Origin of the sequence: Methylomonas sp. EFPC3, from assembly GCF_029643245.1 — a bacterium.
GTDB lineage: Bacteria > Pseudomonadota > Gammaproteobacteria > Methylococcales > Methylomonadaceae > Methylomonas > Methylomonas koyamae_B.
In genome coordinates this window covers 993,569-1,012,592 of sequence record NZ_CP116398.1, presented here as the reverse complement: position 1 = coordinate 1,012,592, position 19,024 = coordinate 993,569, and the positions used below count along the sequence as shown (strand labels likewise).

Genomic DNA, 19,024 nt, shown 5'->3' with positions numbered 1-19,024 from the left:
CCGAAAAGACCGCAGTGCTTCGAGACTCCTGCCACAATTGTCAGACAGCTTACACACTGTGGCAGCCAACTGTCAGGCGAACGCCAAGCAGGTTTCGGCCAATCTGACCCAGTAACTGGCGCCCAACGCCAAAATGGCGTCGTTAAAATCGTAACTGGGATTGTGCAACGTACACGGCCCGGCGCCGTGGTCCGCTAACCGGTGGCCGCCGTCGCCGTTACCGATGAAGCAGTAACTGCCGGGTACGCGTTGCAGCATGAAGGCAAAGTCCTCGGCCCCCATGGTGGGCTGTTGTTCGAAAACCTGTTCGTCGCCAACGATGCCAGCCATGACTTTCCGGGAAATTACGACTTGCTCTGCATGATTTACCGTTGGCGGATAGCTGCGGGTCAATTCGAAATCGCCGGTCATGCCGTGCGCCAAACAGGTATGGTGGACGATTTCGGCCATGCGCGCTTCTATCATATCCAGCAGTTCGGCGGAAAACGTCCGCACCGTACCGGCCAGTTCACAACGTTCGGCAATCACGTTGGTAGCGTCGCCGATGTGCATCATCGTCACCGAAATCAGCCCCGCCGCCAACGGATTGGTGTTACGCGTCAGAATAGTTTGCAGCGCTAAAATAATTTGCGCGGCAACCGGTGTCGGGTCCAGGCCCAAATGCGGCAGCGCGGCGTGGCAACCTTTGCCGTTTATCGTGATCCGGAAGGTATTTAATGAGGCCATCACCGGCCCCGGGCTGACCGCAAAACTGCCAGCCGGCAACCCAGGCCAATTGTGCATGCCGAACACGGCCTGCATTGGGAAGCGCTCGAACAAGCCGTCACGGATCATGGCGTCGCCGCCACCGCCGCCCTCCTCTGCCGGTTGAAAAATCAGATACACGGTGCCGTCGAAATTGCGCTGCTTGGCCAAATAGCGTGCGGCGGCCAGCAGCATTGCGGTATGGCCGTCGTGGCCGCAGGCGTGCATTTTGCCGGGATAAACCGAGGCATGGGCGAAGCGGTTTTGTTCCTGGATCGGCAATGCGTCCATATCGGCTCGCAGGCCTATCGCATTTTCCGAAAGACCGGACTTGACGATGCCGACTACACCGGTTTTACCCAAGCCGCGGTGGATGGGTATCCCCCATTCCGTTAATTTTTCTGCGACGAAATCGGCAGTGCCAAACTCCTGAAAGCAAAGTTCAGGATGAGCATGGATACGCTGCCGCCAAACGCTGATTTCGCCGGCATAGTCGAAGATTTCGGCAACGGCACCGCCAAATCGGCCGTTTCCGTTACTTGGATGGGTCGAGTTATTCGATTCTGGCATGGTTACGAAGGGTGCTGCAGTGGCAAAGCCTTAGTCTAACACTTGGCCGGGGTTGGATTGCTACCGCACAAATCTGGCGGCCGGACAAAAAACCGCCGCCGCTTAGGCGGCATCCACTTTGCGCAGTTTTTCCACTAACGTGGTCCTGCGCATATTCAGCAATTTGGCGGCATGGGCGACCACGCCATTGCACTCTTCCAAGGCTTGGCGGATCAGTTCGTTTTCCAAGTCGGTCAAGTATTCCTTTAAATCGATGCCTTGCTCCGGCAATTGCACCGTAGCCTGGCCCTGTATCGGCTTGGCCAACGCTTCGCGTGCGGCCGGCCGGACCACATGGATATCAGGTTCCGGCAGCTGCAATTGAACCGTGTCGGGCACTTCGTACGCTTGGAATTTTTCCGGTAAGTCGCCGGCATCCACGGGTGAATCCGGGCTGATGATCGCCAAGCGTTCGATCAAATTCGACAACTCGCGCACATTGCCCGGCCAACTGTGTTGCATCAGGACAGCGACCGCCCGCGGCGTTAAGCTGACGCTGCCGCGGTTCGCCGCTTCCATGCGGGCAATCAAATCGTTGATCAGATACGGGATGTCTTCAGCCCGCTCCCGCAACGCCGGCACTTCAATCGGAAATACGTTCAGCCGGTAGAACAAATCCTCCCGAAAACGTTTTTCGATAATCTCCTGTTCCAGATGGCGGTGGGTGGCGGCGACGATACGGACGTCGCAGCGGATGGTTTTATTGCTGCCGACCCTTTCGAAGGTCCGTTCCTGCAATACGCGCAAAAGCTTGACCTGCATCGGCATCGGCATGTCGCCGATCTCGTCGAGAAATAAGGTACCGCCCTCGGCCATCTCGAATCGGCCCTGGCGCGAAGTCAAGGCTCCGGTAAATGCCCCTTTTTCATGGCCAAACAATTCGCTTTCCAACAGTTCGCCCGGAATCGCTCCGCAATTGACTGGCACAAACGGCTTGTCCCTGCGGGCGGATGCCCGATGCAGGGCTTGGGCGACAACTTCCTTACCGGTCCCGGACTCGCCGAGAATGAGTACGGTCGCATCGGATTTGGCAACTTGATCGATCAGTTCGCGGGTTTTCTGTACTGCTTTACTGATTCCGGCCAAGCCTTTATTGGTTTGCGGCTTGTGCGCAGTCGATTCTGGTTTGGGCAATTCGTCCAATATGTCGATGAGTGTCGGATAGACCGTCGGCCATTCCACGACTTTACTGACCAATTGTTGAATAGTACTCAGCAACTGCTGCCCATTACCGGGCTCCGCTAGCAGAATGATCGGCGTATCCTCCGTCGCGTCGGCTATCGCTTTGATCAGGCTGGCTTGGCGATCGCCACTACCGACAAACACCGCACCGAAAGCATCTTGACCGGCCAATACCGATTCGTATTGATTGCCGCTGACCGTAATCACCCGGTATTCCAAAAACCGGAGCACCGTTTCGACTTGTTGTGCGCGATTAAGGTTATCGTCAACCAGCAAAATTTCCGGCAATGCCATGCGTGTGTTCTCTGAAACTACTTGGATACGAAGGGAGGGAACAATCGAATTTCAAGTTAAGCATCGAAGTCCGGGATTGTCAAAATCGCCGGATTTCAGCCGATTGCGCCGTCTAGTTGATGTAGTTTAGTTCAATCTCCGGCAAATGCTTCAGATCGGCACGCGGTTTTCAGCTTGACAAATTTTGCCCAGCATAGAAACTAAGCTCTTGTTACACAACCCAGAGTACGTTTGTTTTGAACGAAATTTCCCTAAGTATACTATTCGGTATACTGGCGGTATTATTGTTGATATCCGCATTTTTCTCGGGCTCTGAAACAGCGTTGATGACGCTTAACCGCTATAGGTTGCAGCACCTCGTCAAAAAAAAACATAAAAGCGCCGTTAAAACCCATCGCCTGCTAAAACGGCCGGAACGCGTGCTGGGCCTGATTTTAATCGGTAACAATTTCGTCAATATTCTGGCTGCTGCGCTGACGACGGTGATTGCAATCCGGATTGGCGGTAATCAGGCCATTCCTACCGCGATGGGATTATTGACCTTCGCCATTTTAGTATTCTCCGAGGTTACCCCAAAAACTCTGGGCACACTAAAGCCGGAATTGCTGGCATTCGTTTCGGCTTGGATTTATCCCCCGTTATTGAAATTGTTTTATCCGGTGGTATGGACCATCAATTTGATATCGAGCGGCCTGTTACGTATTTTCGGGATCAAACGTAAAAAATTGGGCGAAGTTGCCGAGCCTTTGAATAAGGACGAGTTGAAAAGCCTAGTGTCTCAAGCCAACCACCAACTGCCGGCCCGCTACCGCAATATGCTGATGAGTATTCTGGATCTGGAATCCGCCAGCGTGACCGATATCATGACCCACCGTAACGAGATCGTCGGTATCGATTTGGAAGAATCGATCGAAGATATCATTCGCCAGCTCCAAGCCAGTCCACATACCCGTCTGCCGGTTTACAAAAAGAATATCGATCGGGTGATCGGATTTTTGCATATTCGCACCGCCCTATCCCGCATTAGCCACGCCGATTTAGATAAGCAAAGCATTGTCAACAGCTTGGCCAAGCCGTTTTTCATTCCGGCCAGCACGTCGATTCATAAGCAAATGCAGATTTTCAAGGCGGAAAAATTGCGGATCGGCTTGGTAGTCGACGAATATGGGGACGTATTGGGACTGGTTACGCTCGACGATCTGTTGCAGGAGATCGTCGGCGAGTTGGCGATAGAAGAACCGGATATTAAAGCGCAAAAAGACGGTAGTTACTTGGTCGATGCCGGTGTTAGCATCCGTGAGCTAAACCGCGTCACCCAATGGGATTTGCCGACCGAAGGTCCAAAAACCCTCAACGGCTTAATTATCGAGTATATGGAAACCATCCCCGAGCCCGGCACCAGCATTAAGCTCCACGGCCACGTCATTGAGATCGTCAAGCGCGACGATAATGCAATCAAGTCGGTTAAATTCAAACCGGTCGGTTAATTTCTTCGGGCAAAAAAAAGGCGATTACCAGTGGATAATCGCCTCAGAGCAATAGGAAGAAATATAACGCAACTTTTAGCTGTCAAACCAAACCGAAAAAGTTAGGTTAATAATAGTTGGCGGATTGTCGATTTTAAATGTGACATATTGTCGCAGTTTGTGGTTTTGAGCCAACAAACTGTGACGCACTCCGTGATTTTTATCTAAGCCAGCCTTTGCGTTTGAAATATACGTAAGGCAATAGCACAGAAACAGTCATCAACCCCAACGCAAACGGGTAACCCAACATCCATTTCAATTCTGGCATATACTCGAAATTCATACCGTAAATGCTGGCGATCAAGGTAGGCGGCAACATTGCCACCGAAGCGACCGAAAAGATTTTAATAACCTTGTTTTGGTTGATATTAATAAAACCGACGGTTGCATCCATCAAGAAATTGATTTTGTCGAACAGAAATGCCGTATGGCTATTCAAGGACTCGATATCGCGCAAGATTTGCTGTGCATCTTCCAACTGGGTCGGATTCAACAATTTACGCCGGATCAAAAACGACACGGCGCGTTGGGTATCCAGCATATTGCGGCGGATACGACCATTCAAATCCTCTTCTTCGGCAATATCGGTCAATATCTCGGCAGCTTCTTCGTCGCTGATATCCTGGCTTAGTACTTTTTTACTGACGCTCTCCAGTTGCTCGTAAATATTTTCCAGCGCGTCGGCCGAATATTCAGCCTCGGCACCGTACAAATCCAGCAGCATATCCTTGGAATCCGAGACGAAGCCTGGCTGTGTTCTCGCCCTTAAGCGCTGGAGCCGAAATACCGGCAACTCCTCGTTGCGTACCGAGAACAGCATGTCGCCCGACAAAACGAAGGCTACCGGCACGCTGCGCGATTTGCCCTCCCGGTCCAACAAAAAATCCGAATGGATATGGATTTCATGCTGGTCTTCGACATAGAACCGGGCGCTGGCCTCAAGATCGGTCAAATCCAGCGGATCGGGCAATTCCAAGCCGAAATGCTGGCCGATCAGTTGGCGCTGGGCCTTGCTCGGCGCCAATAAGTCGATCCAGATCGGTTTGATTTCGTACAAATCATGGCGACAGGTGATCGCCACTTTGGATAACCGGCCCTCGACCAGTTCGAACGCGCTCATTTGGCCGACGCCGCAATGCGGCTCTCGGTCGCCGACCAATTGTTCGCGTAAGGTATCGGAAAGCTCCCACAACACGTCATCCTGCCGGTTATCCTCCACCTGCTCCCAGACCAGGCGGGCATCTTCCAACTCCAAGGCGTGCAAGATCTGGCCGATTTCGATTGCCGTGAGTCGCGCCAACAAGCTGCGCAATTCGACCATGTGCTGCTTTTGCACCAGCGCAGTGATCAACTTGCGCCGCGGCATCGGCTGGTTGTGCAACATGCCCTCGACGAGCTTGTGTTTTTTCAAAAGGTCGTTGACCGTTTGCAGAGACAAGGGCAACTCCGGGGAAACGATTACCGAACGTTATCGGATGTTAGGCAGGTCACCGCGCCAAGCCGGCGCGGCGTTGATCGGAAGTTTAGCGTGACTATTACCGAATGGCGCTAGATCCGCCCGTACTGGTCTTCGTAGCGCACAATATCGTCTTCGCCCAGATAGCTGCCGGATTGGACTTCGACCATTTCAAGCGGAATCACGCCCGGATTCTCCAAACTGTGAATCACGCCGAGCGGGATGTAAATCGATTCGTTTTCCGACACCAGAACTTTTTCGCCGTTTTTCTCGACCCAGGCGGTCCCTTTCACCACCACCCAATGCTCGGCGCGATGGTGATGTTTCTGCACCGACAATTTTGCGCCGGGCTTGACCACGATGCGTTTGGTTTGATGCCGGTCGCCGCTGTCGACCAGGTCGTAGTGACCCCAAGGCCGATAAACCTTGCGGTGGACGTTGGCTTCACTGCGTTTGGCTTTTTTCAGTTGGTCGACGACATCCTTGACGTCTTGAACCCGGTCTTTGGCGGCAATCATCACTGCGTCGTCGGTTTCGACCACGATCAGATTATCGACGCCGATCACGGCCACCAATTTGTTGCCGGAATGGATGTAGGAATTACGGGTATCGACTGTCAAGACGTCGCCTTTGATGGCATTGCCGGTTTCGTCCTTGGCGGTGACATCCCATAGTGCCGACCAGGAACCGACGTCGTTCCAGCCCGCGTCCAACGGAATCACTGCGGCTTTGTCGGTTTTTTCCATCACCGCATAGTCGATCGAATCGGAAGGGCATGTCGCAAATATTTCCTTATCCAACCGCACAAAGTCCAGGTCCGGTTTGGCCGCTTTCAATGCTTCCCGGCACACTGCCAACATTTGCGGATTGAATTTTTCCAGTTCGCGCAAGAAACAACCGGCTTTGAACGCGAACATGCCGCTGTTCCAAAAATACTCGCCGCTTTCCAGATAGCGTTGCGCGGTTTGCAAATCCGGCTTCTCGACAAAGGCATCGACTTTATAGGCTTCGCCGTAACGCACCTCACCGCGCTTGATATAACCGTAACCGGTCTCAGGTTCGCTGGCGACAATACCGAAGGTGACCAACAAGTCCTGCTTCGCCAGTTGCTCAGCCTGCACCACCGCACGATGGAACGACTGCCGATCGGCCACGACGTGATCCGCCGGCAAGATCAGCAAGATGTCGTCCTCGGAACCAGCACTCAAGGCCGCCATGGCTACCGCCGGCGCGGTATTCTTGCCTACCGGCTCCAATATAATCGCCACCGGCTTGATACCGATCTCCCGCATTTGCTCGGCCATCATAAAGCGGTGATCTTCGTTACACACCGCGATCGGCGGCTGCAAACCGGCCAACCCATCCAGCCTGAGCATGGTTTCCTGGATCATGGTTGCACCGGAAACCAAAGGCAAAAATTGTTTGGGATATTGGCCGCGCGACAATGGCCAAAGCCGGGTTCCAGAACCGCCTGACAATATTACCGGTATCATAAGTTTTCCTTCACAAAGTTTTAAATAAGGGTGTTGCTAGTCTAACATCCGCGCGGCCTGCAGCGTCAAGCGGAGTACTGACGCGGGTCGACTGTGTCGATCCCGTTCGCCCTAATCAGCTGCAGCACGCCACGGCTATTTGTTTTAACTTGTCACGCGCCGTATCCAATTCTTGATTAGCTAGTTCTGTGTAGACCACAACCAGCAATTCCGGCGCCGAATCGCCGGTTAAGCGCTTGAGCAGTTGCCACCACTTTGCCAAATAGGCATTGTCGGTATTTTTATCGCCGATGCGATACCAGCGCCATACCAATAAATCGCGCTGGCTACTGCTCAAGACCGCTTCTTCGACAACGATTGAGTAGCCGGAGCCCCAATCGACCGGATAGCCATTGTCGCGCAGCATCCGCCAAATCTTATGTTTTTGCGGGACCAAATAGTTCTGCGAGTTTACCAATTCGCCGCCTTGGCTTTCGTCGCCGAAGTTGGCGAAATAGAGGCCGACGACGGCTTGCTCGTCTTTTAAAAATGTTCTGGATTCGGCGACCACACCTTTGAAGTTCGGCTCCCAACCCCAATCCGGCGGATCAGCCGGTAACCAAGTATCGAGCGCGGGGTGGCTGAACCTCTCCAGCACTACTACATTGCTATTTTGCAAGCCGGACAGACCATGAGAAATCGGCGGCCAAATTATCAGACACACCAAGATTGCCGCGAAACCGAACCACTGATAACGGGGCTCTGAAGCCACTTCGGCATCGAACGCCCCTTCTTCTTTCACGCTGATTTCGGAGCTGTTTGGGGGGTCGTGCCAAAACGAACCAATGTAAAACAGCGCGAACATGACGATTCCGAAAAATACCCAGCCATAAACGATGTGATCCACGCCGGTCGCGAGTTTCATGCTGCTTAAATGGCCGATCATGACGATCATATAAGCGCGGAATCCGTTTGCGATGATAGGTGCCAGAAAAGAAACCGCGATAAACACTGCGCGTTTTTTATAACTGGTGTAATTCAGATAGGCGTAAACGGTTCCCAGAGTAAAAGACGATATCAGATAGCGTAAACCGCTACAGCCCTCAACCACAGACCAATTCCCGGAGGTTAGCGTAAAGAACAAGCCTTCCCGGTAAACGCTAATCCCGGTCAAACGCAGTAACGTGACGACAAAGGTCGCGGTGTAGTCCATCAGCGGCGGAATAAAGGCTTCGCCGAAAGGTACCATCAGAAACAAGAACAGAATGGGAAAAAGCATACTCGATATCACGCCGGTTCCCAACACCGCCCACAGACTGCTGATCAGGATTCCAACCACCGCCCATTGCTGTACTACCAAGACGTGGACCAAGTCTGCCACCAACCACATAAAACCACCCGCGATGGACAAAATCAGGCCAAACCAACTGAATTCCGCCCGCAAATCGCGGTATTGCCGCCGCCGCAGCCAGATCAGCCATAAACTCGTCGGCGCTACTAAATAGCCATGGGTAAAGGTCTCTGAACGCGACCAAATTGCAACGATAGATGCCCATGTATCCGCGAACACTCCCAGCGTAACCAGCGTAACCACCAGCACTCCTGCCAACGGTCTACGCCAATGTTGCGGTAAACCTGACGTATCGGTCATAAAAAAATTCTCCGCTTTTACCCGATCTAAACCACTGTTTTTGCGCATCATCACCCCGTACTGAACAAATAGACGATTCATAACACTAAAATTGGCCGCACAATGCACCCCGAATCCTTCCCGAGGCTACCACGGTTCCGCGAGACCATGAATCTCTGCTAGGATGAAAGTGTAGCCCGTTATAGCTTGCTACCGCGGCACTTTAATTATCGATTGAAAATATGGCAATTCTGTTTATTTTAGGTTTCTGGTCGGTCTGCATCGCCTGCTTATGGGTTTGGAAAAAGGATCTGTTTGTTGCAACCTGGAACGAAGCCTATTTCGCCGACACGCCGGTATTGATTGAGAGCGACGATTGGGGGCCAGGCGGCGAGTTTCATGCCGACCGGCTCAACCAATTGCTAAATATGCTGGATCAGCATAAAGACGCGGTAGGACGCAATCCTGTCCTGACTGCCGACATGGTGTTGGCGGTTCCCGACATAGAAAAAATAGCCGTTGACGGTGAATATCACCGAAAAATGCTGGATGCCGATTTTCCGGCAATCTACCAAGCACTGAAAGATGGCATCGCTCGGGATCTATTGACTCCGCAATTACACGGTCTGGAACACCTGAACGGAGCCGGTTTTGCCAGATTATGCCAGCAAAACGACCCGCGCTTAACCGCGGCCAAATCCACCTCCGACTGGTGGGACTGGGAATCACTGGATTCGCCGCTACAAGGCCATTACGTGGACGGCAGCGCATTACCGACGTCGTCGGTCGACTCGACCGAGGCGCAAAACATCATAGAACTTGCCACCGCCAGCTTCCAGCGTATGTTCGGTGCACCCAGCGTGACTACGGTCGCGCCCTGCTATCTATGGAACGACCTTATCGAACAACGGTGGCGCGATCGCAATATCATTGCAATTCAAACTGCAGGCTACCGTTGCACCGGCCGCGACCAATCCGGCGGATATCAACAGGATCCGCCGATTATCCGGGTCGGGAACAAAAACCGTTTCGGCCAATTTTATCTGGTCCGCAACGTCATGTACGAACCCGTTGACGGTAAAAACACCGTAGCGAGCGCTGTGGCTGAGGCTGAAATCGCTTATCAGCAAGCAGCGCCGATCAGTATCTCGACTCATCGTTACAACTTCACTCGTTCCGAAACAGAATGCAACGATGCGATTGCCGGGCTGGATCAGCTGATGTCGGCTATTGCCGGGATGTTTCCGCGAGTCCGCTTTCTGTCCTCGGCCGAACTCGGGGAATCACTAGTTGATCCTTCGCCTGAAATCACCAACCGTTTTAACGGCAAGCTGTGGCCCGGCCTGAAGATGGCGAGCGGTCACCGAAAATTGGGCGCATTCTTATATCGTCTATACTATCGTCATCGAAAATTGGCCTTGATCGGATACGTCACGGGACTAAGCCTTCCTGCTTGGGTAATCTGTAAAACTGGACTCAAATAAGGGTAACCAAGAAAACTAATGAAAATCAGCGCAGTCATCCCGGCATACAACAGCGCCAAGTTCATCAGTGCCGCCGTCGCCAGTATTCAGGCCCAGACCGAGCCCGTAGCGGAAATCATCATTGTCGACGACGGTTCGACCGACGAAACTGAAGCGATCGTGCGAGCGTTGCCCGGAAACATTACCTACTACAAACAAAAAAACCAGGGGCCATCCGCCGCCAGGAACAAAGGCATTGAACTGGCAAGTGGAGACTGGATCGCATTTTTGGACGCCGACGATCAATGGGTCCCCAACAAAATTGCGCTGCAAAAACAGATTCTGATCGCACATCCAGAATTGAAACTAGTAGCCGGCGATATGGCTGAGATCGATATAGACGACAACATTACAGTCAAATCGGTACTAGCCAAGCACCAACTGTTTGATTATTTTCATCACTTGGCGGGTTGCCCAATACCGAACGCATTGGCCAAACTTGTCGAAAAAAATTTCATTCCTACAGGTACCGTCCTGATTGACCGTGAAACTATCATTTCATCCGGGCGATTCAATCAAGAAATTCGTTTTGGCGAAGACTTGGAGATGTGGGCAAAAATTGCTGCCGTTCATGCTATCAGCTGTGTGCCCGAAGTACTGATGCTACGCCGCCAACACGGCAACAATGCTACCCAAGCAAACCGGCCCATGTTGGCAGACCTAATCAAAGTCATGAACTCGATCCGCGAATTTGCTGGGCCGCAATTAAGCGCTCAGGGAATAGACGCTAATTTAATGGTAGCTAACGCGTATTGGTCGCTAGGATATTGGTCTTTTATTAACATGGAACACGACCAAGCCCGAGTGAATTTTTTAATAAGTATGAAACAAAAATTCACGCTCCGCTCTCTGAAGTATTTAACGTTAAGTAACCTACCCAAAGACTTGATAATAAAATTACGTAGTTTAAAACAAGAATTAAATTAACTCACTAAATTACATTTTAATTATAACAGCCCATAGGACATTCCGGTTAAATGAACGGCGCAGTCAAACCTAAACGCATATTATTCGTTGAAAATGGCATTGGCTATGGTGGTGCCGTAATTTGTCTGCGCCATTTAGTGAGATGTCTTGATCGTAGCCAATTATATCCGATCGTTGTTACTGGACGCGCAACTGCCCAATACCAAGAAATAGCAAGCGAGGCCGTTTGGAAACATATAAAAGACCGCCATTTCGACATTAGCGCATGGCGTGCTTTAGTAAAACGCAAACCAGTGTTTGCAAGCAATCGATATTTAAGATTTATCGCCACGCAAATCATCGCTCGCGCTGATGATTTGCTCAATTTTATGCCGTTTTTTTTGCAACTTCTCTGGATTGCCTGGAAGTTTGAAGCAGACCTGATTCACGCCAACAATGACCCAGTTTGCAACCGCGCCGCTTTGCTGGCCGCTAAAATTTTGCATAAACCGTGTGTTTGCCATGTGCGCGAAAACCCTAATTATTCCAAATTGGCGGGCTACCTTTACAAAATTCCGGACCACTTTGTATCTGTTTCTAACTGGGTCGCTCACAGAATGACTTCTGAACTAATGGTTGCCCGGGAAAAAATAACCGTAGTTTATGATGGGATAGAATTACAAAAACTCGATTTAAAGGCTGACGGCAACACATTCCGTAAACAATTTGATATAGACACCAATGATTTTGTAGTCGGACTGGTAGGATTACTGATTCCCTGGAAAGGCCAGGAATTATTTTTGGATGCCGCCAAAGAGCTATCTGATAAAATTCCAAATTTAAAAATGGTAATTATTGGCGGTACACCGGAAGAATGCTCTAATTATGAAGAAATGTTGAAAAATAGAGTCAATAACGAAAACTTAAAAAATTTTGTTATTTTCACCGGCCATATCGGGCAAATGGAACGCGTATACAACGGTTTAAATGTGGTCGTGTCGGCATCGACAGCGCCTGAACCGTTAGGCACAGTAGTGATCGAGTCCATGGCAATGGGCAGACCTTTAATCGGCCCGAACCACGGTGGCGGCGCGGAAATGCTGGACAACGGAGAAACGGGGTTGTTATTTAGCGCCGGTGACTCCGAAAGCTTTCGTAATGCGGTACTCGAACTTTACCAAAAACCTGACTTGGCCGAGCGGCTTGGGGAAAACGCGCAAGAAAAGGCGTTTAAATTATTCTCTATAAAAACTCATACAACAAGTATAGAGTCAATTTACTTTAAATTACTGAAACAGTAGCCATTTTTACAACTTATAAAGCTTATACATAATGAGAATTATAAAGTTTGCCAAAAAATCATTAAAAACATTTATGCTGTGTATCGGACTTTTACCGATCATTGCTAAAGCAGAATTTCCTCAAACAGATTTAGATTATATGGGGCTGCCTATTTTCTGCAAAGAAATGCATCAGGAAGGTGCCCAAGGCACGCCAAGAGCCTTGATGTGGGAAAAAAGGCTGGCAGGCAACGGCGGTATTCACCATTATTGTGCAGGATTGTTTACCTATAACCTGGCCTGGAAAACCAACAACCGTGCGGAAAGAATGAGTTATCTGAAACAGGCCATCAATGAAATGGTTTTTCCGTTTAAGCACGGTATGGTGTCGGATTTTGTATTGATCCCTAAAATGTACTACGACATCGGCAAAGCATACGAAGGATTGGAGGACTACAAAGCGGCTATCGACAACTATCACAAAAGTATCGAGCGTAGCCCGAAAACCTGGATGCCTTATGCAGCGCTAGGCGATATATATATCAAATTGAACAGACCTAACGAGGCGATCAATATACTGGAACAAGGCTTAGAAAAGAAACCGGATTCTAAGCCTCTATTGAAACGTCTTTCTAAACTGAAAAAAACCCAAAAAGCTGATTAATATACCTTATAGCTCATACCATTCGAGATGTTCAGAATAATCAAAAACCTTTATAACTATAGAGAGCTAATAGCCGCTCTAACTTACAAAAATATAGTTATTCGCTACAAACAGGCTTACCTTGGCATTTTATGGGCGGTACTAAAACCAGTTATGCTGATGTTGGTATTCACGCTAGTCAAGGGTTTCGTAGGTATTGAGACAGGTGGATTACCTTACCCTTTAATTACCTTTGCGGCATTAATACCTTGGGTCTTTTTTCAGGAATCCGTTTCCGAAGGTGTAAACAGCGTCACCTCGAACGCAGCCTTAATTAAAAAAATATATTTCCCAAGGGAAATTTTTCCGTTGACAGCAATGGTGACCAAACTAGTAGAACTAGTTGTTAGTTTTGTAATACTGGCCGGAATGATGATCTATTACAAAATTTTGCCTACTATATATGCTTTCTGGCTGCCGGTTTTTGTGCTGTATACCATGGTAGTGGCTTTGACGATCAGTTTTTTCGGCGCAGCGATGAATGTCTACTACCGCGATATCGCGCAAGCCATACCAATCGGCCTATCGTTATTGATGTACGGCTCACCGGTGATTTATCCCTTAAGCCTGGTTAAAAAGAAACTACTTATAGAGCAGGCAGCCGGAGAGTGGTCGGAGAAGTTGTATACCCTTTACACTATAAATCCATTAGTTGGAATAATCGATGGTTTTCAGCGCACACTAATTGGAGCATCTGACCCGGATTTTCAAGCACTTTACCCAGGTTTGATATTAACTTTGTCTGTGCTTCCTTTTAGCTATTGGTTTTTTAAGCGGGCTGAAAATTGGTTTGCTGACGTTATCTAATAGGTCGATAACTTACTAGAATCGAAATACTCAAATTCCACTATATGGCCATTATAGAAGTCAATCATCTGACCAAAGAATATCAACTCGGACACCTTACAAGTTTGAAAGAAACTGCCGTCAACGCAATACGACGCCTAAGTTTTCAGCCTACAATTAGCCGCGAGCGGTTTAAAGCCCTCGACAATGTCAACTTTGCTATTGATGAAGGTGAAGTCGTTGGCATTATCGGACACAACGGCGCCGGAAAAAGCACTCTACTCAAACACCTCGCCAATATTAGCAAGCCTACAAAGGGCAATGTTGTGGTAAGAGGTAGTATCGCCCCGCTTATAGAAGTGGGCGCAGGCGTAAACCCAGAGTTAACCGGCAGGGAAAATATTTTTTTGAACGGTTCGATTTTGGGTATACCGAAAAAGATTATTCAACAAAAACTGGACGAAATCATTAATTTTTCCGAATTGGAAAAATTTATTGACACCCCCGTAAAACGATACAGCTCCGGCATGACCGTAAAGCTGGGGTTTTCCATCGCTACCAGTCTGGATGCGGATATTCTAATTATCGATGAAGTTTTGGCGGTCGGCGACTTAGCGTTTCAAAGGAAATGCTTCAATAAGATGGAAGACATGATAATTCATCAAGGAAAAACGGTTTTACTTGTCAGCCACAACATTCGACAAATCGAACGCATATGCAAGCGAGTGCTCCTCATGGATCACGGTAAAATTGTCGCGGATGGAAGCCCGGCAGAAATATGTGGGCTTTTTTACGCACAAAACGACGAAAAAATAAAAGAGCAAAGCCACCATTCGTCAAGCAGTGCTCGCAAAGAACATACGGATGATATCGAATTGCTATCGGTGAAGATATACAATAAAGATGGAAGTGTAACTGAAAGTATACGTACCGACGAAAATATAACATTTAAGTTACATTTTAGAGTTAATAAAGAACTTGAAAAACCCAATTTTGGATTTGGCATTCATACCACTGATTTTCTTTATCTTGCCACTGAAATCACGGAATCATTGTTTGCTGACAAAATCCTAACTCCAGGAGAATATACATTAGCCATCGACATACCTTCTTTTCCATTGCTACCAGGCGTTTTTTCAGTTCGTATCGGCGTGGATGCAGGACGTATAACTCGTAATATCTTCTATGAAGAAGGCGTTATCACATTTCAAGTAACCGCACCAGACATTGCACGCACTCAAAGCATGACGGAAGGATTTTTAGCTTTAAATGGCAAATGGAGCTTTCAGTGAAAAATCTTGTTTGAACATTCAATTTACTCCCTGTAACCGACGAATAAACAATATTGACCACTAAGCACAGAAATTCAACCTACTTTTAGATCATGACTCTTCAATGTGAACAGCTTCCTAGAATATCTGTTGTAACTCCAACTTTCAATCAGGGGGAGTTCATCGAGAAGACAATACAATCTGTTTTATCTCAAAATTATCCTAATTTAGAGTTCATAATTATCGATGGCGGCAGCACCGACAATACAATCGATATTATTAAAAAATATGAGGAATACTTAACTTATTGGGTTAGCGAGCCTGATAGAGGTCAAAGCCATGCTATAAACAAAGGCATGGCAAAAGCCACCGGCGACATACTTACTTGGCTAAATTCGGATGATTGGTACCTGCCTGGCACTCTTGAATATTTCTCTAAGACATTCCAGAACAATCCGGAAATTGGAATGGTCGTTGGCTCAGGAAGAATTGTTGATTTGTCTGGCAACGAAATTTATTACATTGAACCTAATCCAACAATCGATCTGAATAGCCTATATAGCTGGATGAATGGCGGCAATTTTTTGCAACCGTCTAGCGCATTTTCTCGCGCGGCTTGGGAGCAGGTTGGTCCGATTGATGAATCTATCCACATCGCGATGGATCTGGATTTATGGCTGCGAATGGCGGAAAATGGAATTAAATTTATCAGCACTGACAGCCTTCTTTCTGAAGCTTTAAGTCATCCTAATGCCAAAACAACAGCTTTTGAGAAACTTATGCTTTTAGATTGTGCGATGGTTATCATTCAACATGGTGGTAAAAAGCATGTCGAAAAACAACTAACAGATATAATCAATAAATACTGCTGGTACGAGAAAAATTACCAAGCAATTATCCAGAATCCTGTTATTAGATTTCTCAGACCGATTATCAAGCGATTGGCAAAAAACGAGGATCAATACTGGAGCGAATTCATACCGCCATGGGTAAAACATTAACTTTAGTTGCCGGATCGATATCTCAACAAATATAGTCTTTATCGAGTCATTTAGCGCATGAAAATACTGATCGTCTCAGACTCCTACCCAGCATTCGACCGTTCCTCATACGAACTCAGGTTTTCTCGCTTGATTCAAATACTGACGGAGTCTCACCAAGTATCGCTTTGCCCGTTGGATGTCCCTTACATGGCCAACGAATTAGGAGAGTCCGCGGTGTCGCTTTATCGACAAACTTTGGTGTCTCAAGGCGTCGGTATTTGCGATAACGGATTGGTGCCGGCCTTACAGGCCGAAAATTACGATGCGGTGGTATTCGTTCTCTATGTACTGGCGACCCCGAAAAATATTCAAGCAGTCAGAGATTGGGCGCCGACAGCGAAATTGATTATAGACTCTGTAGACGTTCAGTTCGGCCGATATATGTCACGTGCCCGATTGACTAAACAACAGAGCGATATAGATTTCGCCAATAAAGTTAAGCGGGAAGAAATTGCCACCTATAGGAAAGCTGATTTCGTTATTGTCGTTTCTGAACAGGAGCGTCAGTTATTAGCACCAGAACTCCCCGCCAATAAACTCGCTATCATTCCAAATATTCATCCTATGGGTGAATATATTCCTACTGCGGCGCGAGATAAAAACGTATTGATGTTTGTAGGCTGGGGCCAGTATGAGCCTAATAGTGACGCAGTGTTATATTTTGCCAACGAGGTCTTGCCGCTAATATTAGAACAAGCCCCTCAGGTTCGTTTTAAAGTAATCGGCGAAGGCTACCCGGAGACGGTGAAAAATCTTCACGGCGGGCCCATTGAGATTTTGGGCCACGTGCCGTCGATGCACCCTTATTTGACAGAGTCCTATATCTCGGTAGCACCTTTGCGTTACGGGAGCGGTGTAAAGGGCAAAATTGGCGAAGCGCTGTCCTTCGGCCTCCCAGTCGTCACGACCTCGATTGGGCTGGAAGGCTTCGGGCTTACTCCCGGCAAAGAAATATTGATTGGCGATACACCCAGAGAATTTGCCGATCACGTATTAAGTTTACTCAACGATCCGGGGCGGCATAGCGAAATCGGTTTATCCGGCAGAAATTTTCTGGAAAATAATTTTTCAGAAGCGGTGGTGAAAGTCAAAATTAATCAGGTATTCAGCCAGATCGATCAAACCCAGGTACCATGGTTAAAACTCAAAAGCCGCATTCTTCGTAGCTGGTTTTATCACACTCTCAATCGTTATGTGCTATGGCGATTCAATAAAACAAATTAACTCAGATGAACGGTAATTTTGGTATCAACGTTATCGGCTACGTCAGCAGTAACGTAAGCTTGGGAATAACTGCCAGGCATTTTGTAAAACTATTTTTAAATCGGCAAATTCCAGTATCGATTTTTGATATAGATTACAAGCGCGCTCCCAATGCCCGGGTGCATGAATACCAGGATCTTACAGTTGACGACCCGATACAACTGCCCTACTCGATCAATTTGTTCTTTCTATCGATGGGACAATTGCCAAACCTGTTTCTGCATCCCCCGAAGGGCTTGTTTGCCGCCAATCGTCTCAATGTAGGATTGATCTGGTGCGAAGAAACCGTGTTACCTAAACGCTTCCGGGAAGCGCTACGTTTATTTGATGTGGTACTGGCCGGATCGCACTTTGTTAAACATGTATTTGATACTAATTTATCGGATGTATTGACGCTCGACTGCATACACCCGCTTTTCCTGCCTGACGGAATTTACGCAGACCGCGCTAAATTTGAACTGCCTCACGATAAGCTTCTGTTTGTATCCAGTTTCGATCCGCATCATGACCCGGCCCGCAAGAACCCATTTGGTGCTGTCGATGCTTTCCTGCAGGCGTTTCCCGGCAACTCCGAAGCTTCGGACGCGCCGCATTTAGTCGTGAAATTAAATAACGCGGAAGTCACTACGCCGGGTTGCAACCCCATGCGATTGGTAGAGGAACTAAAATCACGATGTGCTGGTAATCCGCGTGTTCATTTTATCCCCAAGTCGCTGAGCTACCCGGATGTGTTAAGCCTGTATGCCAGCTGTGACGTATTTGTCTCTATGCACCGTGCGGAAGGACTGGGACTCGGACCATTAGAATGTATGGCGTTAGGCAAGCCTGTGATAGCAACCGCCTGGTCGGGTAACATGTCGTTCATGCGGCACACGAATTCGTGTCTGGTAGGATTTGATTTGGTGCCTTATACCGGCATGGCCGCCAATGGCCCCGACCGACTCGGCAAACGCGCAGTATGGGCAGAACCCCATATCGATGAGGCCGCCGACTGGATGAAAAAATTAGCCGCCGATCCGGGACTTCGCGAAAAAATCGGCCGCCAAGCGACTGCTGATGCTCGGGCCTATCACGCCGCGTCGGAGCAAATCGAATTTATGAACGATTTGGCGTTAATTCTGGAAGAAAAAGCGTTTTTATCACGGCGGCAACACAGCAAGCTGAGCGATACCAAGGCATTAAAAAACGCCGAAATGCAATTTAACTATTTCGGACTCCCTGGTTTTAAAAGACGATGCATCGACATGTTGGACAAACATGTAATGTGGCGTTTCAAGCAAACCCACTCAAATGGATCGGCATAACCATCTTAACAGCCAGAGCAAGCCGCTGGCTT

15 protein-coding genes are annotated in these 19,024 nt (G+C 48.5%); 10 read left to right on the top strand and 5 right to left on the bottom strand.

Annotated elements, in window-relative coordinates:
- Window positions 1–72: 72 nt before the first annotated feature.
- Window positions 73–1,314 carry a M20 aminoacylase family protein gene (locus PL263_RS04565; RefSeq protein WP_278211877.1) on the bottom strand — a complete coding sequence of 414 codons (1,242 nt, stop codon included), beginning with the start codon at window positions 1,312–1,314 and terminating at the stop codon, window positions 73–75.
- A gap of 102 nt (window positions 1,315–1,416) precedes the next feature.
- The gene (locus PL263_RS04560) at window positions 1,417–2,829 is read right to left on the bottom strand and encodes a sigma-54 dependent transcriptional regulator (protein WP_278211876.1); all 1,413 of its coding nucleotides are present in this window, start codon (window positions 2,827–2,829) and stop codon (window positions 1,417–1,419) included.
- A 236-nt stretch (window positions 2,830–3,065) separates the two neighbouring features.
- Here PL263_RS04560 and PL263_RS04555 point away from each other — a divergent pair, with 236 nt between their 5' ends.
- On the top strand, window positions 3,066–4,316 hold the full coding sequence (locus PL263_RS04555; RefSeq protein ID WP_278211875.1) for an HlyC/CorC family transporter: 1,251 nt from the start codon (window positions 3,066–3,068) through the stop codon (window positions 4,314–4,316).
- A gap of 199 nt (window positions 4,317–4,515) precedes the next feature.
- Here PL263_RS04555 and corA read toward each other — a convergent pair whose 3' ends face one another.
- The 3 genes from corA to xrtA all read right to left on the bottom strand — a co-directional run bounded on the left by corA (window position 4,516) and on the right by xrtA (window position 8,934).
- Complete coding sequence (gene corA, locus PL263_RS04550) at window positions 4,516–5,793, bottom strand: magnesium/cobalt transporter CorA (protein WP_278211874.1); 1,278 nt, start codon at window positions 5,791–5,793, stop codon at window positions 4,516–4,518.
- Window positions 5,794–5,903: 110 nt separating this feature from the next.
- The gene (locus tag PL263_RS04545; protein WP_278211873.1) at window positions 5,904–7,304 is read right to left on the bottom strand and encodes a mannose-1-phosphate guanylyltransferase/mannose-6-phosphate isomerase; all 1,401 of its coding nucleotides are present in this window, start codon (window positions 7,302–7,304) and stop codon (window positions 5,904–5,906) included.
- Between the two features lie 115 nt (window positions 7,305–7,419).
- The gene (gene xrtA / locus PL263_RS04540) at window positions 7,420–8,934 is read right to left on the bottom strand and encodes an exosortase A (protein WP_278211872.1); all 1,515 of its coding nucleotides are present in this window, start codon (window positions 8,932–8,934) and stop codon (window positions 7,420–7,422) included.
- A 221-nt stretch (window positions 8,935–9,155) separates the two neighbouring features.
- On the opposite strand from xrtA, the gene PL263_RS04535 reads away from it, so the two are divergent.
- The 9 genes from PL263_RS04535 (at window position 9,156) to PL263_RS04495 (ending at window position 18,992) form a co-directional block, all read left to right on the top strand.
- Window positions 9,156–10,397, top strand: coding sequence for a hypothetical protein (locus tag PL263_RS04535; RefSeq protein ID WP_278211871.1), 1,242 nt, complete (start codon window positions 9,156–9,158; stop codon window positions 10,395–10,397).
- Window positions 10,398–10,415: 18 nt separating this feature from the next.
- Window positions 10,416–11,363 carry a glycosyltransferase gene (locus PL263_RS04530; RefSeq protein ID WP_278211870.1) on the top strand — a complete coding sequence of 316 codons (948 nt, stop codon included), beginning with the start codon at window positions 10,416–10,418 and terminating at the stop codon, window positions 11,361–11,363.
- Between the two features lie 50 nt (window positions 11,364–11,413).
- Window positions 11,414–12,643, top strand: coding sequence for a glycosyltransferase family 4 protein (locus PL263_RS04525; protein ID WP_278211869.1), 1,230 nt, complete (start codon window positions 11,414–11,416; stop codon window positions 12,641–12,643).
- Window positions 12,644–12,674: 31 nt separating this feature from the next.
- Complete coding sequence (locus PL263_RS04520) at window positions 12,675–13,286, top strand: tetratricopeptide repeat protein (RefSeq protein WP_278211868.1); 612 nt, start codon at window positions 12,675–12,677, stop codon at window positions 13,284–13,286.
- A gap of 27 nt (window positions 13,287–13,313) precedes the next feature.
- Complete coding sequence (locus tag PL263_RS04515) at window positions 13,314–14,132, top strand: ABC transporter permease (protein ID WP_278211867.1); 819 nt, start codon at window positions 13,314–13,316, stop codon at window positions 14,130–14,132.
- Window positions 14,133–14,176: 44 nt separating this feature from the next.
- Window positions 14,177–15,403 (top strand): ABC transporter ATP-binding protein, encoded by a 1,227-nt coding sequence (locus PL263_RS04510; RefSeq protein WP_278211866.1) that lies wholly within the window; start codon window positions 14,177–14,179, stop codon window positions 15,401–15,403.
- A 92-nt stretch (window positions 15,404–15,495) separates the two neighbouring features.
- Window positions 15,496–16,383: a glycosyltransferase family 2 protein gene (locus PL263_RS04505; protein WP_278211865.1), complete on the top strand. Its 888-nt coding sequence runs from the start codon at window positions 15,496–15,498 to the stop codon at window positions 16,381–16,383.
- Window positions 16,384–16,440: 57 nt separating this feature from the next.
- Window positions 16,441–17,649, top strand: a complete 1,209-nt coding sequence (locus tag PL263_RS04500; protein WP_278211864.1) for a glycosyltransferase — start codon at window positions 16,441–16,443, stop codon at window positions 17,647–17,649.
- 5 nt (window positions 17,650–17,654) lie between these two features.
- Window positions 17,655–18,992: a glycosyltransferase family 4 protein gene (locus tag PL263_RS04495; protein ID WP_278211863.1), complete on the top strand. Its 1,338-nt coding sequence runs from the start codon at window positions 17,655–17,657 to the stop codon at window positions 18,990–18,992.
- Window positions 18,993–19,024 lie beyond the last annotated feature (32 nt).

What these genes read in the sequence shown, in the direction of transcription:
- PL263_RS04565 (WP_278211877.1), bottom strand. Translation starts at nt 1,314, where the DNA reads ATGCCAGAATCGAATAACTCGACCCATCCAAGTAACGGAAACGGCCGA.
- PL263_RS04560 (WP_278211876.1), bottom strand. Translation starts at nt 2,829, where the DNA reads ATGGCATTGCCGGAAATTTTGCTGGTTGACGATAACCTTAATCGCGCA.
- PL263_RS04545 (WP_278211873.1), bottom strand. Translation starts at nt 7,304, where the DNA reads ATGATACCGGTAATATTGTCAGGCGGTTCTGGAACCCGGCTTTGGCCA.
- xrtA (WP_278211872.1), bottom strand. Translation starts at nt 8,934, where the DNA reads ATGACCGATACGTCAGGTTTACCGCAACATTGGCGTAGACCGTTGGCA.
- PL263_RS04535 (WP_278211871.1), top strand. Translation starts at nt 9,156, where the DNA reads ATGGCAATTCTGTTTATTTTAGGTTTCTGGTCGGTCTGCATCGCCTGC.
- PL263_RS04530 (WP_278211870.1), top strand. Translation starts at nt 10,416, where the DNA reads ATGAAAATCAGCGCAGTCATCCCGGCATACAACAGCGCCAAGTTCATC.
- PL263_RS04525 (WP_278211869.1), top strand. Translation starts at nt 11,414, where the DNA reads ATGAACGGCGCAGTCAAACCTAAACGCATATTATTCGTTGAAAATGGC.
- PL263_RS04520 (WP_278211868.1), top strand. Translation starts at nt 12,675, where the DNA reads ATGAGAATTATAAAGTTTGCCAAAAAATCATTAAAAACATTTATGCTG.
- PL263_RS04515 (WP_278211867.1), top strand. Translation starts at nt 13,314, where the DNA reads ATGTTCAGAATAATCAAAAACCTTTATAACTATAGAGAGCTAATAGCC.
- PL263_RS04510 (WP_278211866.1), top strand. Translation starts at nt 14,177, where the DNA reads ATGGCCATTATAGAAGTCAATCATCTGACCAAAGAATATCAACTCGGA.
- PL263_RS04505 (WP_278211865.1), top strand. Translation starts at nt 15,496, where the DNA reads ATGACTCTTCAATGTGAACAGCTTCCTAGAATATCTGTTGTAACTCCA.
- PL263_RS04500 (WP_278211864.1), top strand. Translation starts at nt 16,441, where the DNA reads ATGAAAATACTGATCGTCTCAGACTCCTACCCAGCATTCGACCGTTCC.
- PL263_RS04495 (WP_278211863.1), top strand. Translation starts at nt 17,655, where the DNA reads ATGAACGGTAATTTTGGTATCAACGTTATCGGCTACGTCAGCAGTAAC.